This is a genomic window from Rhizobium sp. 18065 (assembly GCF_902706095.1).
Classification (GTDB): domain Bacteria; phylum Pseudomonadota; class Alphaproteobacteria; order Rhizobiales; family Rhizobiaceae; genus Allorhizobium.
Map to the genome: position 1 here is coordinate 247,757 of NZ_CACSJP010000004.1, position 14,267 is coordinate 262,023.

The following is a 14,267-nucleotide window of genomic DNA, read 5'->3' on the forward strand; positions in this document are numbered from 1 at the left end:
GGCGCAGTAGCGCGCGCGCCTCGGCGCTTGCCATCTCGCTGTCGAAGTTCATTCTGACGGTGCTGACGACGTATCTCGGCCTTCTGGCCGTGACCTTTTTCATCGGCCGCGTGGTGCCGATCGATCCCGCGCTCGCCATTGTCGGCGACCGTGCGCCGGCGCATGTCGTCGAGCGCGTGCGCGAGGAACTCGGCCTGAACCTGCCGCTCTACGAGCAGTTTATCATCTACATTCGCCAGGTGCTGAGTGGCGACTTCGGCACTTCGGTGCTGACCACCAATCCGGTGCAGACCGATATCGCAAGGGTGTTTCCCGCGACCATGGAGCTTGCAACAGTCGGCACGATCATCGGAGTTTTGTTCGGCGTGCCGCTCGGCATCCTGGCTGCCGTCAAGCGCGGCTCGATCGCCGACCAGATCGTCCGCGTGATCGGCCTGATCGGCTATTCCGTGCCGATCTTCTGGCTGGGGCTGCTGGCGCTTCTGTTCTTCTATGCCAAACTCAACTGGGTCGCCTATCCGGGGCGCGTCGACATCGTCTACGAATACAGTTTCACCCCGGTCACCGGCTTCTTTCTGCTCGATGCCGCCATGCAGCAGCAATGGGATGTGCTCTGGGACCTGTTCCGCCACATCATCCTGCCGGGTGCGCTGCTCGGCTATTTCTCGCTCGCCTATATCAGCCGCATGACGCGCTCGTTCATGCTGAACGAGCTTTCGCAGGAATACATCGTGGCTGCCCGGGCCAAGGGCCTGTCTGAAACGCGGATCATCTGGTTTCATGCGCTGCGCAATGCCGCTGTGCCGCTGATCACCGTGATCGCACTCTCCTATGCCGGCCTGCTCGAAGGCTCGGTGCTGACCGAGACGATCTTCTCCTGGCCGGGGCTTGGCCTCTACATCACCAATTCTCTGCAGAATGCCGACATGAATGCGGTGCTGGGCGGGACGATCGTCATCGGTTCCGTGTTCATCGCCATCAATCTCCTGTCGGATGTTCTCTACCGCATGCTTGACCCGAGGACGCGCAGCCGATGACCGGATCCGAACTCACGGCAAAACCGAGCCTTCGCCAATGGCTGCTCTCCGACCGGCCGCAGTCGCGCTGGCAGGCCCGTTGCGGCCGCCTCTACATGATCTGGAGGCGGTTTTCGGAAAATCGCCTGGCGCTGCTCGGTCTCGCCATCCTGATCGCGTTGTTGTTTGTTGCCGCCTTTGCCGATGTTCTGGCGCCGCATTCGCCGGTACAGGGCGACCTGCGCAACGCGCGCCTGCTGCCGCCGGGGACCGAAGGCTATCTGCTCGGCACGGATGACCAGGGTCGCGATATCATGTCGCGGCTGATCCATGGCTCGCGCCTGACACTGTTCGTCATCGCGCTGGTCGCGATCATCGCCGCGCCGATCGGGCTGATTGTCGGGACCGTTGCCGGTTATGCCGGCGGATGGGTCGATGCGGTGCTGATGCGCATCACCGACATTTTTCTCGCCTTTCCGAAACTGGTTCTGGCGCTGGCGCTTGTCGCAGCCCTTGGTCCCGGTATCGAAAACGCGGTGCTCGCCATCGCGATCACATCATGGCCGCCCTATGCGCGTATCGCGCGCGCCGAAACGATGACCTTCCGCAATTCCGACTATATTTCGGCGGTCAAACTGATGGGGGCGTCGCCGCTGCGCATCGTGCTCTTCCACATCATTCCGCTCTGCATGTCGTCGCTGATCGTGCGCGTGACGCTCGACATGGCGGGCATCATCCTGACCGCTGCCGGCCTTGGTTTCCTCGGTCTCGGCGCTCAGCCGCCGCTGCCCGAATGGGGCGCGATGATTGCGTCGGGTCGCCGTTTCATCCTCGACCAATGGTGGGTTGCCGCCATGCCGGGCTTTGCCATCCTGATCGTTTCGCTCGGCTTCAACCTTTTGGGCGACGGCCTGCGCGATGCACTCGATCCGAAGGAGGCCGGCCAATGACGCCACTCCTGACGGTCGAAAATCTGCGGGTCAGCTTCCCGACCCGCACCGGCACGATCGAGGCCGTGCGTGGGGTGAATTTCACCCTCGGCAAGGAACGGCTCGGGATCGTTGGCGAATCCGGTTCCGGCAAATCGCAGACCGGGCGCGCCATCATGGGGCTGACGCCCGGCCATGCGCGGATCACCGCGGATCGTCTGGCGTTCGGCGACATCGATCTGCTCAAGGCATCGGCCTCGCAGCGTCGAAACCTGCGCGGCAAGCGGCTGGCGATGATCCTGCAGGATCCGAAATATTCGCTCAATCCGGTCATGCCGATCGGCCGGCAGATCATGGAGACCTTGCGGACCCATGAACGGGTGTCGAGAAGCGAGGCGCGTGCGCGTGCGCTTGCGATGCTGGAAGCGGTGCAGATTCGCGATCCGGAGCGTGTCTTCGATCTCTATCCGCACGAGGTTTCCGGCGGCATGGGCCAGCGCGTGATGATCGCGATGATGCTGGTCTGCGGGCCGGAACTGCTGATCGCCGACGAGCCGACATCTGCGCTCGACGTGACCGTGCAGCTTGAAGTGCTGGCCATTCTCGACAAGCTTGTGTCCGAGCGCGGCATGGGCCTGATCTTCATCAGCCATGACCTGCGTCTCGTCTCGTCCTTCTGCGACCGTGTTCTGGTCATGTATGCCGGCAAGGTGGTCGAGGAGATCGAGGCATCGAAACTGTCCGAGGCCAAACATCCCTATACCCAGGGTCTGCTCAACTGTCTGCCGCAGATCGCGGCCGACCGGCATCCGCTGCCGGTGCTGGAACGTCAGGCGGAGTGGAAGCTATGAAACTGTCCCTGTCCATCCGTGACATGATCGTGCGCTTCGATGGCTTTCGCGCGCTCGATACCGTCAGCCTCGATGTGGAAACCGGCCAGTCCTTCGGCATTGTTGGCGAATCCGGTTCTGGCAAATCGACGCTGCTGCGTGCCGTGGCCGGGCTGAACCCCTTCGACGAGGGCAGCTTGACGGTCAGCGGCAAGAGCTACAGCGGCCGCCGGCGTGACCGCGAATTCTACCGCACTGTCCAGATGGTGTTCCAGGATCCCTATGGCTCGCTGCATCCGCGCCAGACGGTTGACCGGCTGTTGCTGGAGCCACTGGCGATCCATGGCATACCGGATGCGGAGGTGCGCATCGCGCGTGCGCTCGACGAGGTGGGTCTTGGCAGCGGTTTCCGCTTCCGCTTTTCGCACCAGCTGTCGGGTGGCCAGCGCCAGCGCATTGCCATTGCCCGGGCGCTGATCCTCGAGCCGCAGATCCTGCTGCTCGACGAGCCGACCTCGGCGCTCGATGCCTCGATCCAGGCGGAGATCCTCAACCTGCTCGAACAGGTGCGCAAGGATCGCGGCCTGACCTTCGTCATGGTCAGCCATGATCTCTCGGTGATCAGCCACATGTGCGAAAAGCTGGTGGTGATGAAGTCCGGCAAGGTGGTGGAAACCCTGTCGACGGAGCAGTTGCGCAGCCGCGACTTTTCCACCGACTACACGCGCCAGCTCCTGACCGCCAGCGAAGGTTTTCGCCGCGACTGATCCAGGGCGCGACTGATCGTCTGCGCGGGACGGATCGAGGTGGGTGGCTCAGGCCACCCGCATGCCCGACCGCCAGGCTGTCTTCAGGAACGGATGGCCGTCATGCAAGTCGGTGCGAATCAGGTCGGCGCGCAGGCCGAGCGAGATTTCTCCGCGATCCTTCAACCCGCCGGCCAGTGCCGGTGCGCGGGTGACCATGGCCACGGAACGCGGCAGGTCGTAACTCAGCCCTGGATCGGCGGCGATCATGAAGGCCGCATCGAGCAGCGAACGCGGCACATAGTCGGATGCGAGGATGTCGACGAGGTCGGCCGCCAGCAGATGGCGCACGGCGATATTGCCGGACTGCGAGCCACCGCGCAGGATGTTCGGCGCGCCGGCGACGATGCCCAGCCCCTTGTCGCGAGCGGCCTGAGCCGCTTCGATCGTGCAGGGGAATTCGGAAATGCTGACACCATCGGCCAGCGCTTCGTCGATGTGTTCGATATCGGTGTCGTCATGGCTCAGCAGCGGCAGGCCGCGTGCGCGGGCAAGCGCCACGATTTCCGGACGAATAACGGCACCGATCTCGCCTTTTTCCGCTACCAGCAACTTGATCTTCTCGCGCACCAGGTCGTGGCTTTCGCCGGTCGATTTGGCGGCACGGGCGACATAGGCGTCGATGTCGCGGCTCTGGCGGATGCCGGGCAGGTGCTCCATGACCGACATGACCCGGACGATGGCGCGGTCGATATTGGCGGCGGTCAGCGCCGGCGTCGCCGGATCGGTGATCTCGCAGCGCAGATGCACCAGGTGTTCGGCGCGCAGCATGCCTGCAGCCGTTGCCTGTTCCAGCGCCTCGATCATCGGCGTCAGGATTTCGGCGCGATGCGGGTTGTCGGTTGTGGCACCGACGCAGAGGCTGTCGAAGACGGTGGTGACGCCGCCGCCGATGATCTGGGCATCGTGGGCAAGGGCGGCCCGCATGAAATCCCAGCGCACATGGGCGCGCGGATAGATGTGCTTTTCGAAATGGTCGGTATGGATGTCGACCAGACCGGGAAGCAGATAGTCGCCGGCAAAATCGATGGCGCCTTCCAGCCGCGACGGGCCTTCGTGGATCTCGGTGATCAGGCCGTCCTCGACGATGACCGTGCCATGCATGACATGACCGGGCAGGACGACGCGGGCATTGGTGATGACGATGGCAGTCCGGTTCGCGTGGCGCTCGGCCTCACCCGTTGCATTCATCTCCTGCAGCATGTGGCGTGCTCCCGTCTGGACTGATTTGAACCGATTGTCGGCCCGTCTCTAAGCGCGCTTCATGACGGTTTGTTGTCAGCCGCGAACGATTGCAACTCAACGCTGTCGATCGAACACGGACAGCATATCGTCGGCAATCACCTGTTCCTCGTCCGTTTCGATGACGCGGACCTTGATCTGGCTGGAGGCTGTCGAGATCACTGCGGCATTCCGGTCATTGGCGAGCGTGTCGATGGCCACGCCGAGGAAGGCCAGCCGGTCGCAGACCGCCTTGCGGATGGCCGGCTGGTTCTCGCCGATGCCGGCGGTGAAGACCACCGTGTCGAGCCCGCCGAGCGTGGCCGCCAGACGTGCCACTTCACCGGCGATGCGGAAGGTGAAGACGTCGATCGCCTCGCGGGCCGGGCGTGCGTTGCTTTCCAGCAGCACGCGACTGTCGGCACTGATGCCGGACAGGCCTAGCAGGCCGGATTGCTTGTAGATCATCGTCTCGACCTGATCGACGCTCAGGCCGTGGCCATGGATCAGGTGAAAGAAGACGCCGGGGTCGATGGCGCCGCTGCGGGTTGCCATCGGCACGCCATCGATGGTGGAAAAGCCCATCGAGGTGTCGCGGCTGATGCCATGCTCCATGGCGCAGAGGCTGGCGCCGCTGCCGAGATGGGCGACAACCGCATATCCGCCGGCGCGCTCCGGTTCCAGCGCCTTGAGGGCGCGGGCGATATAGGCATAGGACAGGCCATGGAAGCCGTAGCGCTTGATGCCCTTGTCGAACCATTCGCGCGGTATGGCAAAACGCTGCACGGTCTCGCTCTGGCTGCGATGGAAGGCGGTGTCGAAGGACACGGTCTGCGGCAGGCCGGGCTTCAGGTCGTGAATGGCCTGGATCAGCCTGATGTTCTGCGGCTGGTGCAAAGGCGCCAGCGGGATCAGCGACGCGATCGCAGCCGTGCTCGCGTCGGTGACCAGCACCGGATCGGCAAAATGATCGCCGCCATGCACCACGCGGTGGCCGACGGCGGTCACCGCATCGAGATCATAGTGCGCCGCCAGCCATGCGAAGGTTTCTTCCAGCACATCATGCAGCAGGTCATCGCTTCTGGCTTCGAGCGGCACGTCGAAGATCTGCGGGCCTTCGACCAGGTGGAAAGTCAGCGGCTGGTGGCGAAAGTCGATCATGCCCTTGCCGATGCGCCTCGCCTTGCCGTCTTCGCGGACAAACAGGCCGATCTTCACCGAAGAGGAGCCGGCATTGAATGTCAGCAGCAGTTTGTCGCTCATGAAATGATCAGCCCCAATTCCGGCGCTAGGGCCGCAGTCCGCCTGGCCGCCACGAGCTTGGCAAGGGCGGCGGACGTCATGCGCACCCGCAGGCTGTCGGAGCGGCTGGTCAGGATGATCGGAACCCGGGCACCGAGCACGAGGGCTGCCGCATCGGCATTGGCGAAATAGAGCAGTTGCTTGGCCAGCATGTTGCCGGCTTCGAGATCCGGCACCAGCAGAATGTCGGCATCGCCGGCAACCGGTGAGACGATGCCCTTGGTGCGCGCCGCCTCCAGGCTGATGGCATTGTCGAAGGCAAGCGGCCCGTCGACCAGGGCGCCCTTGATCTGGCCGCGTGCCGCCATGACGGTGAGGGCTGCGGCATCCAGCGTCGCCGGCATCTTATCGTTGACCGTTTCGACGGCGGCGAGCACCGCGACCTTGGGCGTGGCGACGCCGAGCATGTGCATGAGATCGACGGCGTTTTGGCAGATGTCGCGCTTCTGGTCGAGTGAAGGCGCGATGTTGATCGCCGCATCTGTCACCACCAGCAGTTTCGAATAGGCCGGCACATCCATGACATAGACATGGCTGATGCGGCGTTCGGTGCGCAGGCCGGAACCGCCGGCAACAATGGCGCCGAGGATTTCGTCGGAATGCAGGCTGCCTTTCATCACCGAGCCGACCTTGCCGGCTATGGCCAGTTCAACGGCCAGGGCGGCGGCGGCATGGCTGTGCTCGGTTGACATGATCTCGAAACCGTCGAGCGAGATGCCGGCTTCGGCAGCGGCCGCGCGGATCTTGGCTTCCGGGCCGATCAGGATCGGGTCGAGCAGGCCTTCGTCGCGGATCTCGACGGCCGCCTCGATGACGTCAGGCGTGCAGGGGTGGACGAGCGCCGTCCTCAGCATCGGCATTGCCTTGGCTTCGGCGACGATTGCGTCGAAACGGTCATGGCGTTGCAGCGAGACGTCGGGAATGGCGTTTTCCGACCAGACCACACGTCGCTCCGGCGCCTTGACGCGGGCTTGTCCGGCCAGCACGGTTTCGCCATGCTGGTTGACGCAGCGGGTGTCGAAGATCACCGTCTGGCCGTCGGCCTGTTTCTGAACGAGGGTGACGGTGGCCGTGATCGTGTCGCCGGGCGACAGCGATTTCTGGAATTGCAGATCCTGGCCGAGATAGACGGTGCCGGGGCCGGGCAGGCGGGTATCGAGCACCGCCGAGACCATGCCGGCGGGGATCAGCGACTGGCCAAGCGGAACCGGATTGTGGTCGCCGGACAGGGCTGCGAAGAGTTCGACATCGTCAGGCCCGATCAGCCGCGTGATCGCGGCGCTGTCGCCGACCTTCAGTTCCTCGAAGGTGCGGTTGGTGAGGATCGGCTTTTCCATCTCGGTTATGTCATCCATCTGAAATCGTCCCGGTTCCTGGCGGATCATCATGCGGTCTGCCGGGCCGTGTCGCAATGTTGCGTTGCAATATGCAGCCACTATCCCGGTCGGGGTGACGCCTGTCCTTGACTTATCTCAAGCGCTCTGGAGCTAAAGTCTAAGTGCTGGCCACAGCTAGGCGTTTGGCAAGACCCAGCGGTCGCGCCATGCGGCCTGTGCGCCCGGATAAGGCAATGCTGTTGCGGCATGCACACCGCGGGCAATCGCGCGGGCTGTGACCAAGGTGGCGAGGTGGCAGAGTTCCATCAGATCTGCAGCGCCGGCCAGCACCCGTTTTCCGGTCGACGCCGCAAACAGCGTGTCGCCATCGTGTGGCAGATGCGCCGGCAGGACGGCGCGGGCGAGCCCGTCATGCGCGGTGATCGACAGCCGGTGCAGGTCGGCCTTGCTCAGGGCTGCGTCGGTGACGACGGCGCCGATGGTGGTTGCCGTCAGCCGCACGCCCTTGATGGCCATGGCGCGGTCGGCAGCGCTGACCGTGGCGGGCAGGCCGAGGCCGCCGAATTCATCATCTTCCTCGAACGATGCCGCCCAAAAATGTGGACCGTCGCCTATGGTCACCGAGCCCATGGCGTTGACGGCAACAAGCGCGCCAATCGTATGCCCGCTGGACGACACGGCGCTGGCCGAGCCGATGCCGCCCTTGAAGTTGGCGGTTGTGGCACCCGTGCCGGCACCAACCGTGCCGAGATCGAAGGGACCGGTGGCACAGGCGAGAAACGCCGCATAACCCATGTCCTGGTAGGGCGAATGCAGGCCCCAGTCCTTGTTGCCGCCGTTGAGCAGATCCATCAGGATCGCCTGCGGCACGATCGGTACATTGACCGGGCCGACCGGAAAACCGCGGCCAATGGCCCTCAGCCCCGACTGCACGCCACCGGCCGCATCGAGCCCGAAGGCCGAACCGCCCGACAGCACGAAGGCATCGACCTGCTGCACCGTCATCGATGGATCGAGCAGCGCCGTGTCACGCCCACCCGGCGCGCCGCCAAGCACCGTACCGGAGGCTACCGCCGGTTCGTCGAACAGGATGACGGTGACGCCGGACCCGAGTTCCAGATCGGTCGCATGGCCGACGGAGACGCCGTCGACATCGGTCACGAGGTTGAGGGGCGCGTTGGGCATGGTGCGGGGTCTCCCGAGGTCAGGCGCGGAGAGTGGCGGGAGAAGGTGGCGGGATCAAGGGGAGGGGGTGGAGGGATAGGGATACCCAAAGGAGATGGGCATTTACCATTGCTCCGCGGAGCCCCCCTCTGCCCTGCCGGGCATCTCCCCCACAAGGAGGGAGATCGGATTGGGTTTGCGCCGAGCTAACCTCATTCGAACCCGACGTTTGCCGCAGGATACATAAAGTCTGTCTGAAACGTTTTGTGGAGACCGGGCGCCGGCCCAGCATCGATCTTCCCCCAAGTGGGGGAGATGCCCGGCAGGGCAGAGGGGGGCTTTGCCAGCAGTGTGGATCTCGCCGCTCAGGATTGCGTTCTTCGGTCTCCATGAAGTCCTGCAAGGATGTTCTGAATGGGCGCTTGCCACTGCGCCCATTCAATTGACGCACCCCTCAATGCTTCAACGCCCGCGGATCCAGCGCATCCCGGATTGCGTCGCCGATATAGTTCACGCTCAAGACCGTCAGCGAGATCGCCAGGCCCGGCCAGAGGACGCGGGAGGGGTTGATCTGCAGGAAGTTTGCGCCATCAAACAGCAGGCGGCCCCAGGTTGGGAAGTCGGAGGGGAAGCCGAGGCCGAGGAAGGACAGGGCCGATTCCGTGATGATCGCCGATGCGATGCCGAGCGTTGCCGAGACCATGATCGAGGACATCACATTGGGCAGGATGTGCTTGAGGATGATCCGGTATTCGCGCATGCCGCTCGACTTGGCGGCCAGGATGTATTCCTGGCTTTTCACCGCCAGCACGTCGCCGCGCACGATGCGGGCGGTGTGCATCCAGCTGGTGATGCCGATGACGAAGACGATCAGGATGAAGATGCCGGTCTCCGGGCCGAAGGCGGCGCGCAGCGTGTCGCGGAACAGCATGATGATCACCAGCAGCAGCGGCAGCAGCGGCAAGGCGAGGAAGAGGTCGGTGATGCGCATCAGCGGGCCGTCGAGCTTCTTCGAATACCCCGACAGCACGCCGACCAGCGTTCCGACCAGGAGCGCCAGCGACATGGCGGTCATGCCGACGGCAAGCGAGATCTGCCCGCCGGCCATGACCTGGGCCAGCATGTCGTGGCCGAGATTGTCGGTGCCGAAGGGATGGGCAAAGGACGGGCCCTGGTTCTTCGCCTTGATGTCGATCTTGTTGGGGTCGATCGTGTGGATCAGCGGGCCGACATAGACCGCAATCACGATGAAGGAAAACACGATCAGGCCGGCGACGCCGCCGGGATGGGCGCGGAACTGGCGCCAGAGCAGCAGCCAGAAATTGCCGCTCTTCGGTCGTGTCGCAAGCGTTGTCGGGATGGCCGCATCAGTCATAGCGAATCCTCGGGTCAAGGATGCCGTAGAGAACGTCGGCAATCAGGTTGAAGAGAACGATCAGCACCGCGAAGATGAAGGTGAGCGTCTGGACGAGCGGGATGTCGGCGCCCTGGATCGCGGTGATCAGCAGCTGGCCGAGGCCGTTCACCCGGAACACCTGTTCGGTGATGATGGCGCCGGAAAAGATGGTCGGAACACCGAGCGCTATCACGGTGACCACCGGGATCAGGCTGTTACGCAGCACATGCACCAGCAGCACGACCTTTTCCTTGACGCCCTTGGCACGCGCCGTGCGAACATAATCCATATGCAGGTTGTCGAGCATCGAGGCGCGGACGAAGCGGCTGATCTGCGAGGTGTTGTAGAGCGTCAGCACCAGCACGGGCAGGAACATCTGCTTCACCTGCATGACGAAACTCGACCAGCTGTCGACGACCAGATTGGTGTCGTAGATCGACGGGAACCATTGCAGGTAGGAGGAGAAGACGACGATCAGCAGCACACCGGTGAAGAAGGTCGGAACGGAATAGCCGACCATCGAGATGAAGGTGCCGATCTGGTCGAAGATCGAATATTGGCGATAGGCGGAGATGACGCCGATCGGGATCGCCAGCAGCACGCCGAAGAGATAGGACAGGCCAACCACCCAGAGCGTCTGCGGTAGCCGCTGGACGATCAGGTCGACCACGGGGCTGCGGGTGGCCCAGGACAGGACGCGCATGCGCTCGCCGGTGCCGATGGTAAGCCCGGTCAGCTGTTCAAAGATGTTGAGCGGTTCATTGATGAAGAACTGCTGCAGCCATTTCATGTAGCGGATGAGGAAGGGCTGATCGAGGCCCATGGCGGCGCGGATCTGCTCGCGCACCTCGGGCGGAATGGTCAGGGGCAGGTCGCTCAGCGGGTCACTGGGGGCGAGGTCCAGCAGCGCGAAAATGATGAAGCTGATCGCCAGCAATGTCGGGATTGCAAACAGCAATCGCCGAATCGTAAAGGTGAACATCGGATGGTCTCCAGGCTGTCACGAGAAATGCGATCGCCGGGCCTTGCGTGTCGGCAAGGCCCGGCGAGGCGGCATTATTTCTTGCGCGACCAGTCGGCGACGTTCCAGAGTTCGCTGTCCCAGGCGTTCATCTTGACGCCTTCCAGCGTCGCGGAGACGGCGGACGGCTGACCGCGATGGATCAGCGGGATCTGCGCCACGTCATTGCTCAGCATGTCGTTGAGCTTCTTGGCGATCACGGCGCGGTCTTCCAGCTTACCGGTCTTGCCGAGTTCCTTGACCACGGCGTCGTATTCCGGGTTGCAGTAGCGGACGATGTTCTCACCCTGCCAGCCGCTGGCCGGGCTCGGGATCTTGTCGCACATCCAGCCGGCCATGTATTTTTCCGGGTCGGTGCCGTCGAAGTTGTTGGTGTACATCTGGATGTCGGCCATGAACTTCTGGAATGTATCCGGAGACGCCGGATCGCCGCCGAAAAAGACGTTGGCCGAGACGTTGCGCAGTTCGACGGCGACGCCGATCTGGCTCCACATATCCTTGACCAGCGCCTGGGTTGCCTGGCGGACGGAATTGGTCGAGGTCTGGTAAAGGAAGGAGAGCTTGACGCCATCCTTTTCGCGAATGTCGTCGCTGCCCATCTTCCAGCCGGCATCGTCGAGCAGTTTGGTGGCTGCTTCGACATCCTGCTTCAGGCACCAGTCGACGGCGGTCGAGACGTAGATATCGGGCGCCGGCAGAATGTTGCAGGTCGGCTTGCCGTTGTCGCCGTAGCCAGCCTCGTCGATGATGTCGCGATCGATGGCGAGCGACAGCGCCTTGCGCACGGCCGGATCCTTGAAGGCCGGATGCGGGCCTGCTTCCTTGGTCGAGCGCTTGTCGCCGAGCGATGGATCGACGCCGAAGGGGTTGAGGTCGATACGCTCGACCTGGGTGCCGAAGGCAACCTCGATCTTGCCCTTGCCGGCCTGCATCATGGTCGCCAGCACTTCCGGCTCGACCTGCATGTTCCAGGCATAGTCGAATTCGCCGGTTTCCAGAACCGAGCGCGCTGCCGATGCAGCATCGCCGCCGCCCTTGAGGGTCGCTGTTGCAAAGGCGGGCTTTGCGGCGTCGCGGTAGTTCGGATTGGCGGTAAAGGTCACGACGTCATTCGGCTTGAATTCCTTGACGACGAAGGGGCCGGTGCCGATCGGGCCGAAATTGGCAGACGTGCATTCCGGTGCCTTGGCGCCGAGGCAATCCTTGAACTGGGCTGCCTGGATCAGCGGCGACTGGCCGCCGACCAGCGCGCTGTAGGGATAGGGCTTGGGGTCGGTGAACGAGATCTTGATGGTCGAGGCATCGACAGCCTCGACATTGCTGACACCCTCGAAATAGGCGCCCTGGGCGCAGCCACCATCCGGTGCCGTGCAGTATTTCCAGGTGAAGATGGCATCGTCGGCGGTGACCGGTGTGCCGTCCGACCACTTGAGGTCCGGCTTCAGCTTCCAGGTGATGCTCTTCAGGTCGGCGGCGACGCCGCCATTCTCGACGGTCGGGATCTCGGTTGCGAGCATCGGCACCAGCGCGCCGGTCTCGTCGTAGCGGGCGAGCGGCTCGATGACCATCGAGGCCCCGTAGACTTCCTTGGTGCCGCCGGACAGGTATGGATTCATCGTCGAGACGGCCTGCCAGAAGATGATCTTGAGGTCGCCATCGGTGCCGCGATCGGCCAGGGCCGGGGCGCCGGAAATGGTCAATGCGGCAGCCGACGCCGCAAGGATAACGTGCAGTTTCTTCATAAGCTGTTCCCCATTTATTATTGTAGGAGCTTCGGCACCTTTGGGCGCCGGGTCGAGATGTGGCCAGTCCAAATGAAAAATGTCAACAGCCTATCTCATTGGGATATATAGAAAAATTTGAGATTTTGTGACGCAAAACGCGTCGTCAAAGCCGCCGCTGACACGGCGACGCCCTGTCCGGCTGGTGAAAATTTAGGCCATGTAATCACAAGCCTATTTTCCATGCAAGATGGAAAATTGCGGCTTGCAAAAGGGTAAACTCACAGGCCAGTATGGGTGCAATCCTGCCGGGAGCAATGATAAAAAGAGGTCTTTCATGCCAGTTCTCAACCGCGCCAGCGAACTCCAGCCGGAGGTGGCCGAATGGCGCCGGCACCTGCACGAAAATCCCGAACTGCTGTTCGATGTGCATGGAACGGCTGCCTTTGTTGCCGACAAGCTGAAGGAGTTCGGCTGCGATGTCGTCAAGACCGGCATTGGCCGGACCGGAGTCGTCGGCGTGATCAAGGGCAGTCGCGGTGACGGTCCGGCGATCGGTTTTCGCGCCGACATGGATGCCCTGCCGATCCTCGAGGCGAGCGGCAAGGATTGGGCGTCGAAGACGCCGGGCAAGATGCATGCCTGCGGTCACGACGGCCACACCGCCATGCTGCTCGGGGCGGCCAAATATCTGGCCGAGACGCGCAATTTTCGCGGATCGATCGCGGTGATCTTCCAGCCGGCCGAAGAGGGCGGCGGCGGTGGCCGCGAAATGGTCGCCGACGGCATGATGGAGACGTTCGGCATCAAGGAAGTCTACGGCATGCACAATCACCCGGGCATGAAGGTCGGAACGTTTTCCACCCGCAAGGGCTCGGTGATGGCAGCGGCCGACCAGTTCGACATCGAGATCCATGGCCGCAGCGGCCATGCCGCCCAGCCGCACAAGAGCATCGATCCGGTGCTTGCGGCAGCCCAGGTCGTCGTCGCGCTGCAATCGATCGCCGCGCGTGAAACCGATCCGCTCAATTCCGTGGTCGTCACGGTGACCAAGATCCACGGCGGTGATGCCTATAACGTCATTCCTGACGGCGTGAAACTGTCCGGCACGGTTCGCACCCTTTTGCCCGAACTGCGCGACATGGCGGAAAAGCGTCTGGGCGAGATCGCGACCGGCATTGCCATGGCCATGGGTGCCAAGGCGGAGGTGCACTATCATCGCGGCTACCCCGTCACCTTCAATCATCATGCCGAGACCGAGTTTGCCCTCGACGTGCTGCGCAAGGTGGTCGGCGGCCAGGCTGTCAGCGACGAATTCCCGCCGGCCATGGGTGCGGAAGATTTTTCCTACATGCTGGAAGCTCGTCCAGGCGCCTTCGTCTTCATCGGCAATGGCGACACGGCGAACCTGCACAATTCGGCCTATGACTTCAACGACGAGGCCATCCCCTACGGCATCAGCTACTGGGTGACGCTGGCCGAAACTGCGCTCGCCGCCTGATCCATCCGCAGCAGATCTCGACG

Annotated in this window: 12 protein-coding genes; 5 read left to right on the forward strand and 7 right to left on the reverse strand. The window is 63.1% G+C overall.

Annotated elements, in window-relative coordinates; translation table 11 throughout:
* Positions 1 to 32: 32 nt before the first annotated feature.
* Genes GVK95_RS12420 through GVK95_RS12435 form a run of 4 tightly spaced genes read left to right on the forward strand, consistent with a single transcriptional unit; the run spans position 33 to position 3,542 of the window.
* Positions 33 to 1,037, forward strand: a complete 1,005-nt coding sequence (locus GVK95_RS12420; protein WP_244618757.1) for an ABC transporter permease — start codon at positions 33 to 35, stop codon at positions 1,035 to 1,037.
* On the forward strand, positions 1,034 to 1,966 hold the full coding sequence (locus tag GVK95_RS12425) for an ABC transporter permease (RefSeq protein WP_159950000.1): 933 nt from the start codon (positions 1,034 to 1,036) through the stop codon (positions 1,964 to 1,966). The genes GVK95_RS12420 and GVK95_RS12425 overlap by 4 nt, the downstream gene beginning before the upstream one ends.
* A complete protein-coding gene (locus GVK95_RS12430) occupies positions 1,963 to 2,796 on the forward strand; it encodes an ABC transporter ATP-binding protein (RefSeq protein ID WP_159950002.1) in 834 nt (277 codons plus the stop codon). Before GVK95_RS12425 ends, GVK95_RS12430 begins: the two co-directional genes overlap by 4 nt.
* Complete coding sequence (locus GVK95_RS12435; protein ID WP_159950004.1) at positions 2,793 to 3,542, forward strand: ABC transporter ATP-binding protein; 750 nt, start codon at positions 2,793 to 2,795, stop codon at positions 3,540 to 3,542. The genes GVK95_RS12430 and GVK95_RS12435 overlap by 4 nt, the downstream gene beginning before the upstream one ends.
* A 48-nt stretch (positions 3,543 to 3,590) precedes the next feature.
* Here GVK95_RS12435 and GVK95_RS12440 read toward each other — a convergent pair whose 3' ends face one another.
* The 7 genes from GVK95_RS12440 to GVK95_RS12470 form a co-directional block, all read right to left on the reverse strand.
* Positions 3,591 to 4,784, reverse strand: coding sequence for an alpha-D-ribose 1-methylphosphonate 5-triphosphate diphosphatase (locus GVK95_RS12440; RefSeq protein WP_159950006.1), 1,194 nt, complete (start codon positions 4,782 to 4,784; stop codon positions 3,591 to 3,593).
* 96 nt (positions 4,785 to 4,880) lie between these two features.
* On the reverse strand, positions 4,881 to 6,065 hold the full coding sequence (locus GVK95_RS12445; RefSeq protein ID WP_159950008.1) for an acetate/propionate family kinase: 1,185 nt from the start codon (positions 6,063 to 6,065) through the stop codon (positions 4,881 to 4,883).
* Positions 6,062 to 7,459: a bifunctional enoyl-CoA hydratase/phosphate acetyltransferase gene (locus GVK95_RS12450; RefSeq protein WP_159950010.1), complete on the reverse strand. Its 1,398-nt coding sequence runs from the start codon at positions 7,457 to 7,459 to the stop codon at positions 6,062 to 6,064. The genes GVK95_RS12445 and GVK95_RS12450 overlap by 4 nt, the downstream gene beginning before the upstream one ends.
* Positions 7,460 to 7,615: 156 nt before the next feature.
* Positions 7,616 to 8,626 carry a P1 family peptidase gene (locus tag GVK95_RS12455; RefSeq protein WP_159950012.1) on the reverse strand — a complete coding sequence of 337 codons (1,011 nt, stop codon included), beginning with the start codon at positions 8,624 to 8,626 and terminating at the stop codon, positions 7,616 to 7,618.
* A gap of 433 nt (positions 8,627 to 9,059) precedes the next feature.
* Entirely contained in the window at positions 9,060 to 9,980 is a 921-nt protein-coding gene (locus tag GVK95_RS12460; RefSeq protein WP_159950014.1) for an ABC transporter permease, read from the reverse strand.
* Positions 9,973 to 10,983, reverse strand: coding sequence for an ABC transporter permease (locus GVK95_RS12465; protein WP_159950016.1), 1,011 nt, complete (start codon positions 10,981 to 10,983; stop codon positions 9,973 to 9,975). The genes GVK95_RS12460 and GVK95_RS12465 overlap by 8 nt, the downstream gene beginning before the upstream one ends.
* Before the next feature lie 74 nt (positions 10,984 to 11,057).
* Positions 11,058 to 12,764 (reverse strand): peptide ABC transporter substrate-binding protein, encoded by a 1,707-nt coding sequence (locus tag GVK95_RS12470; protein WP_159950018.1) that lies wholly within the window; start codon positions 12,762 to 12,764, stop codon positions 11,058 to 11,060.
* 316 nt (positions 12,765 to 13,080) lie between these two features.
* Here GVK95_RS12470 and GVK95_RS12475 point away from each other — a divergent pair, with 316 nt between their 5' ends.
* Positions 13,081 to 14,244, forward strand: a complete 1,164-nt coding sequence (locus GVK95_RS12475) for a M20 aminoacylase family protein (RefSeq protein WP_159950020.1) — start codon at positions 13,081 to 13,083, stop codon at positions 14,242 to 14,244.
* Positions 14,245 to 14,267 lie beyond the last annotated feature (23 nt).

Bases quoted from the DNA above. Each gene is read 5' to 3' on its own strand.
- GVK95_RS12430 (WP_159950002.1), top strand. From the start codon at position 1,963: ATGACGCCACTCCTGACGGTCGAAAATCTGCGGGTCAGCTTCCCGACC.
- GVK95_RS12450 (WP_159950010.1), bottom strand. From the start codon at position 7,459: ATGGATGACATAACCGAGATGGAAAAGCCGATCCTCACCAACCGCACC.
- GVK95_RS12435 (WP_159950004.1), top strand. From the start codon at position 2,793: ATGAAACTGTCCCTGTCCATCCGTGACATGATCGTGCGCTTCGATGGC.
- GVK95_RS12475 (WP_159950020.1), top strand. From the start codon at position 13,081: ATGCCAGTTCTCAACCGCGCCAGCGAACTCCAGCCGGAGGTGGCCGAA.
- GVK95_RS12470 (WP_159950018.1), bottom strand. From the start codon at position 12,764: ATGAAGAAACTGCACGTTATCCTTGCGGCGTCGGCTGCCGCATTGACC.
- GVK95_RS12445 (WP_159950008.1), bottom strand. From the start codon at position 6,065: ATGAGCGACAAACTGCTGCTGACATTCAATGCCGGCTCCTCTTCGGTG.
- GVK95_RS12460 (WP_159950014.1), bottom strand. From the start codon at position 9,980: ATGACTGATGCGGCCATCCCGACAACGCTTGCGACACGACCGAAGAGC.
- GVK95_RS12440 (WP_159950006.1), bottom strand. From the start codon at position 4,784: ATGCTGCAGGAGATGAATGCAACGGGTGAGGCCGAGCGCCACGCGAAC.
- GVK95_RS12455 (WP_159950012.1), bottom strand. From the start codon at position 8,626: ATGCCCAACGCGCCCCTCAACCTCGTGACCGATGTCGACGGCGTCTCC.
- GVK95_RS12465 (WP_159950016.1), bottom strand. From the start codon at position 10,983: ATGTTCACCTTTACGATTCGGCGATTGCTGTTTGCAATCCCGACATTG.
- GVK95_RS12425 (WP_159950000.1), top strand. From the start codon at position 1,034: ATGACCGGATCCGAACTCACGGCAAAACCGAGCCTTCGCCAATGGCTG.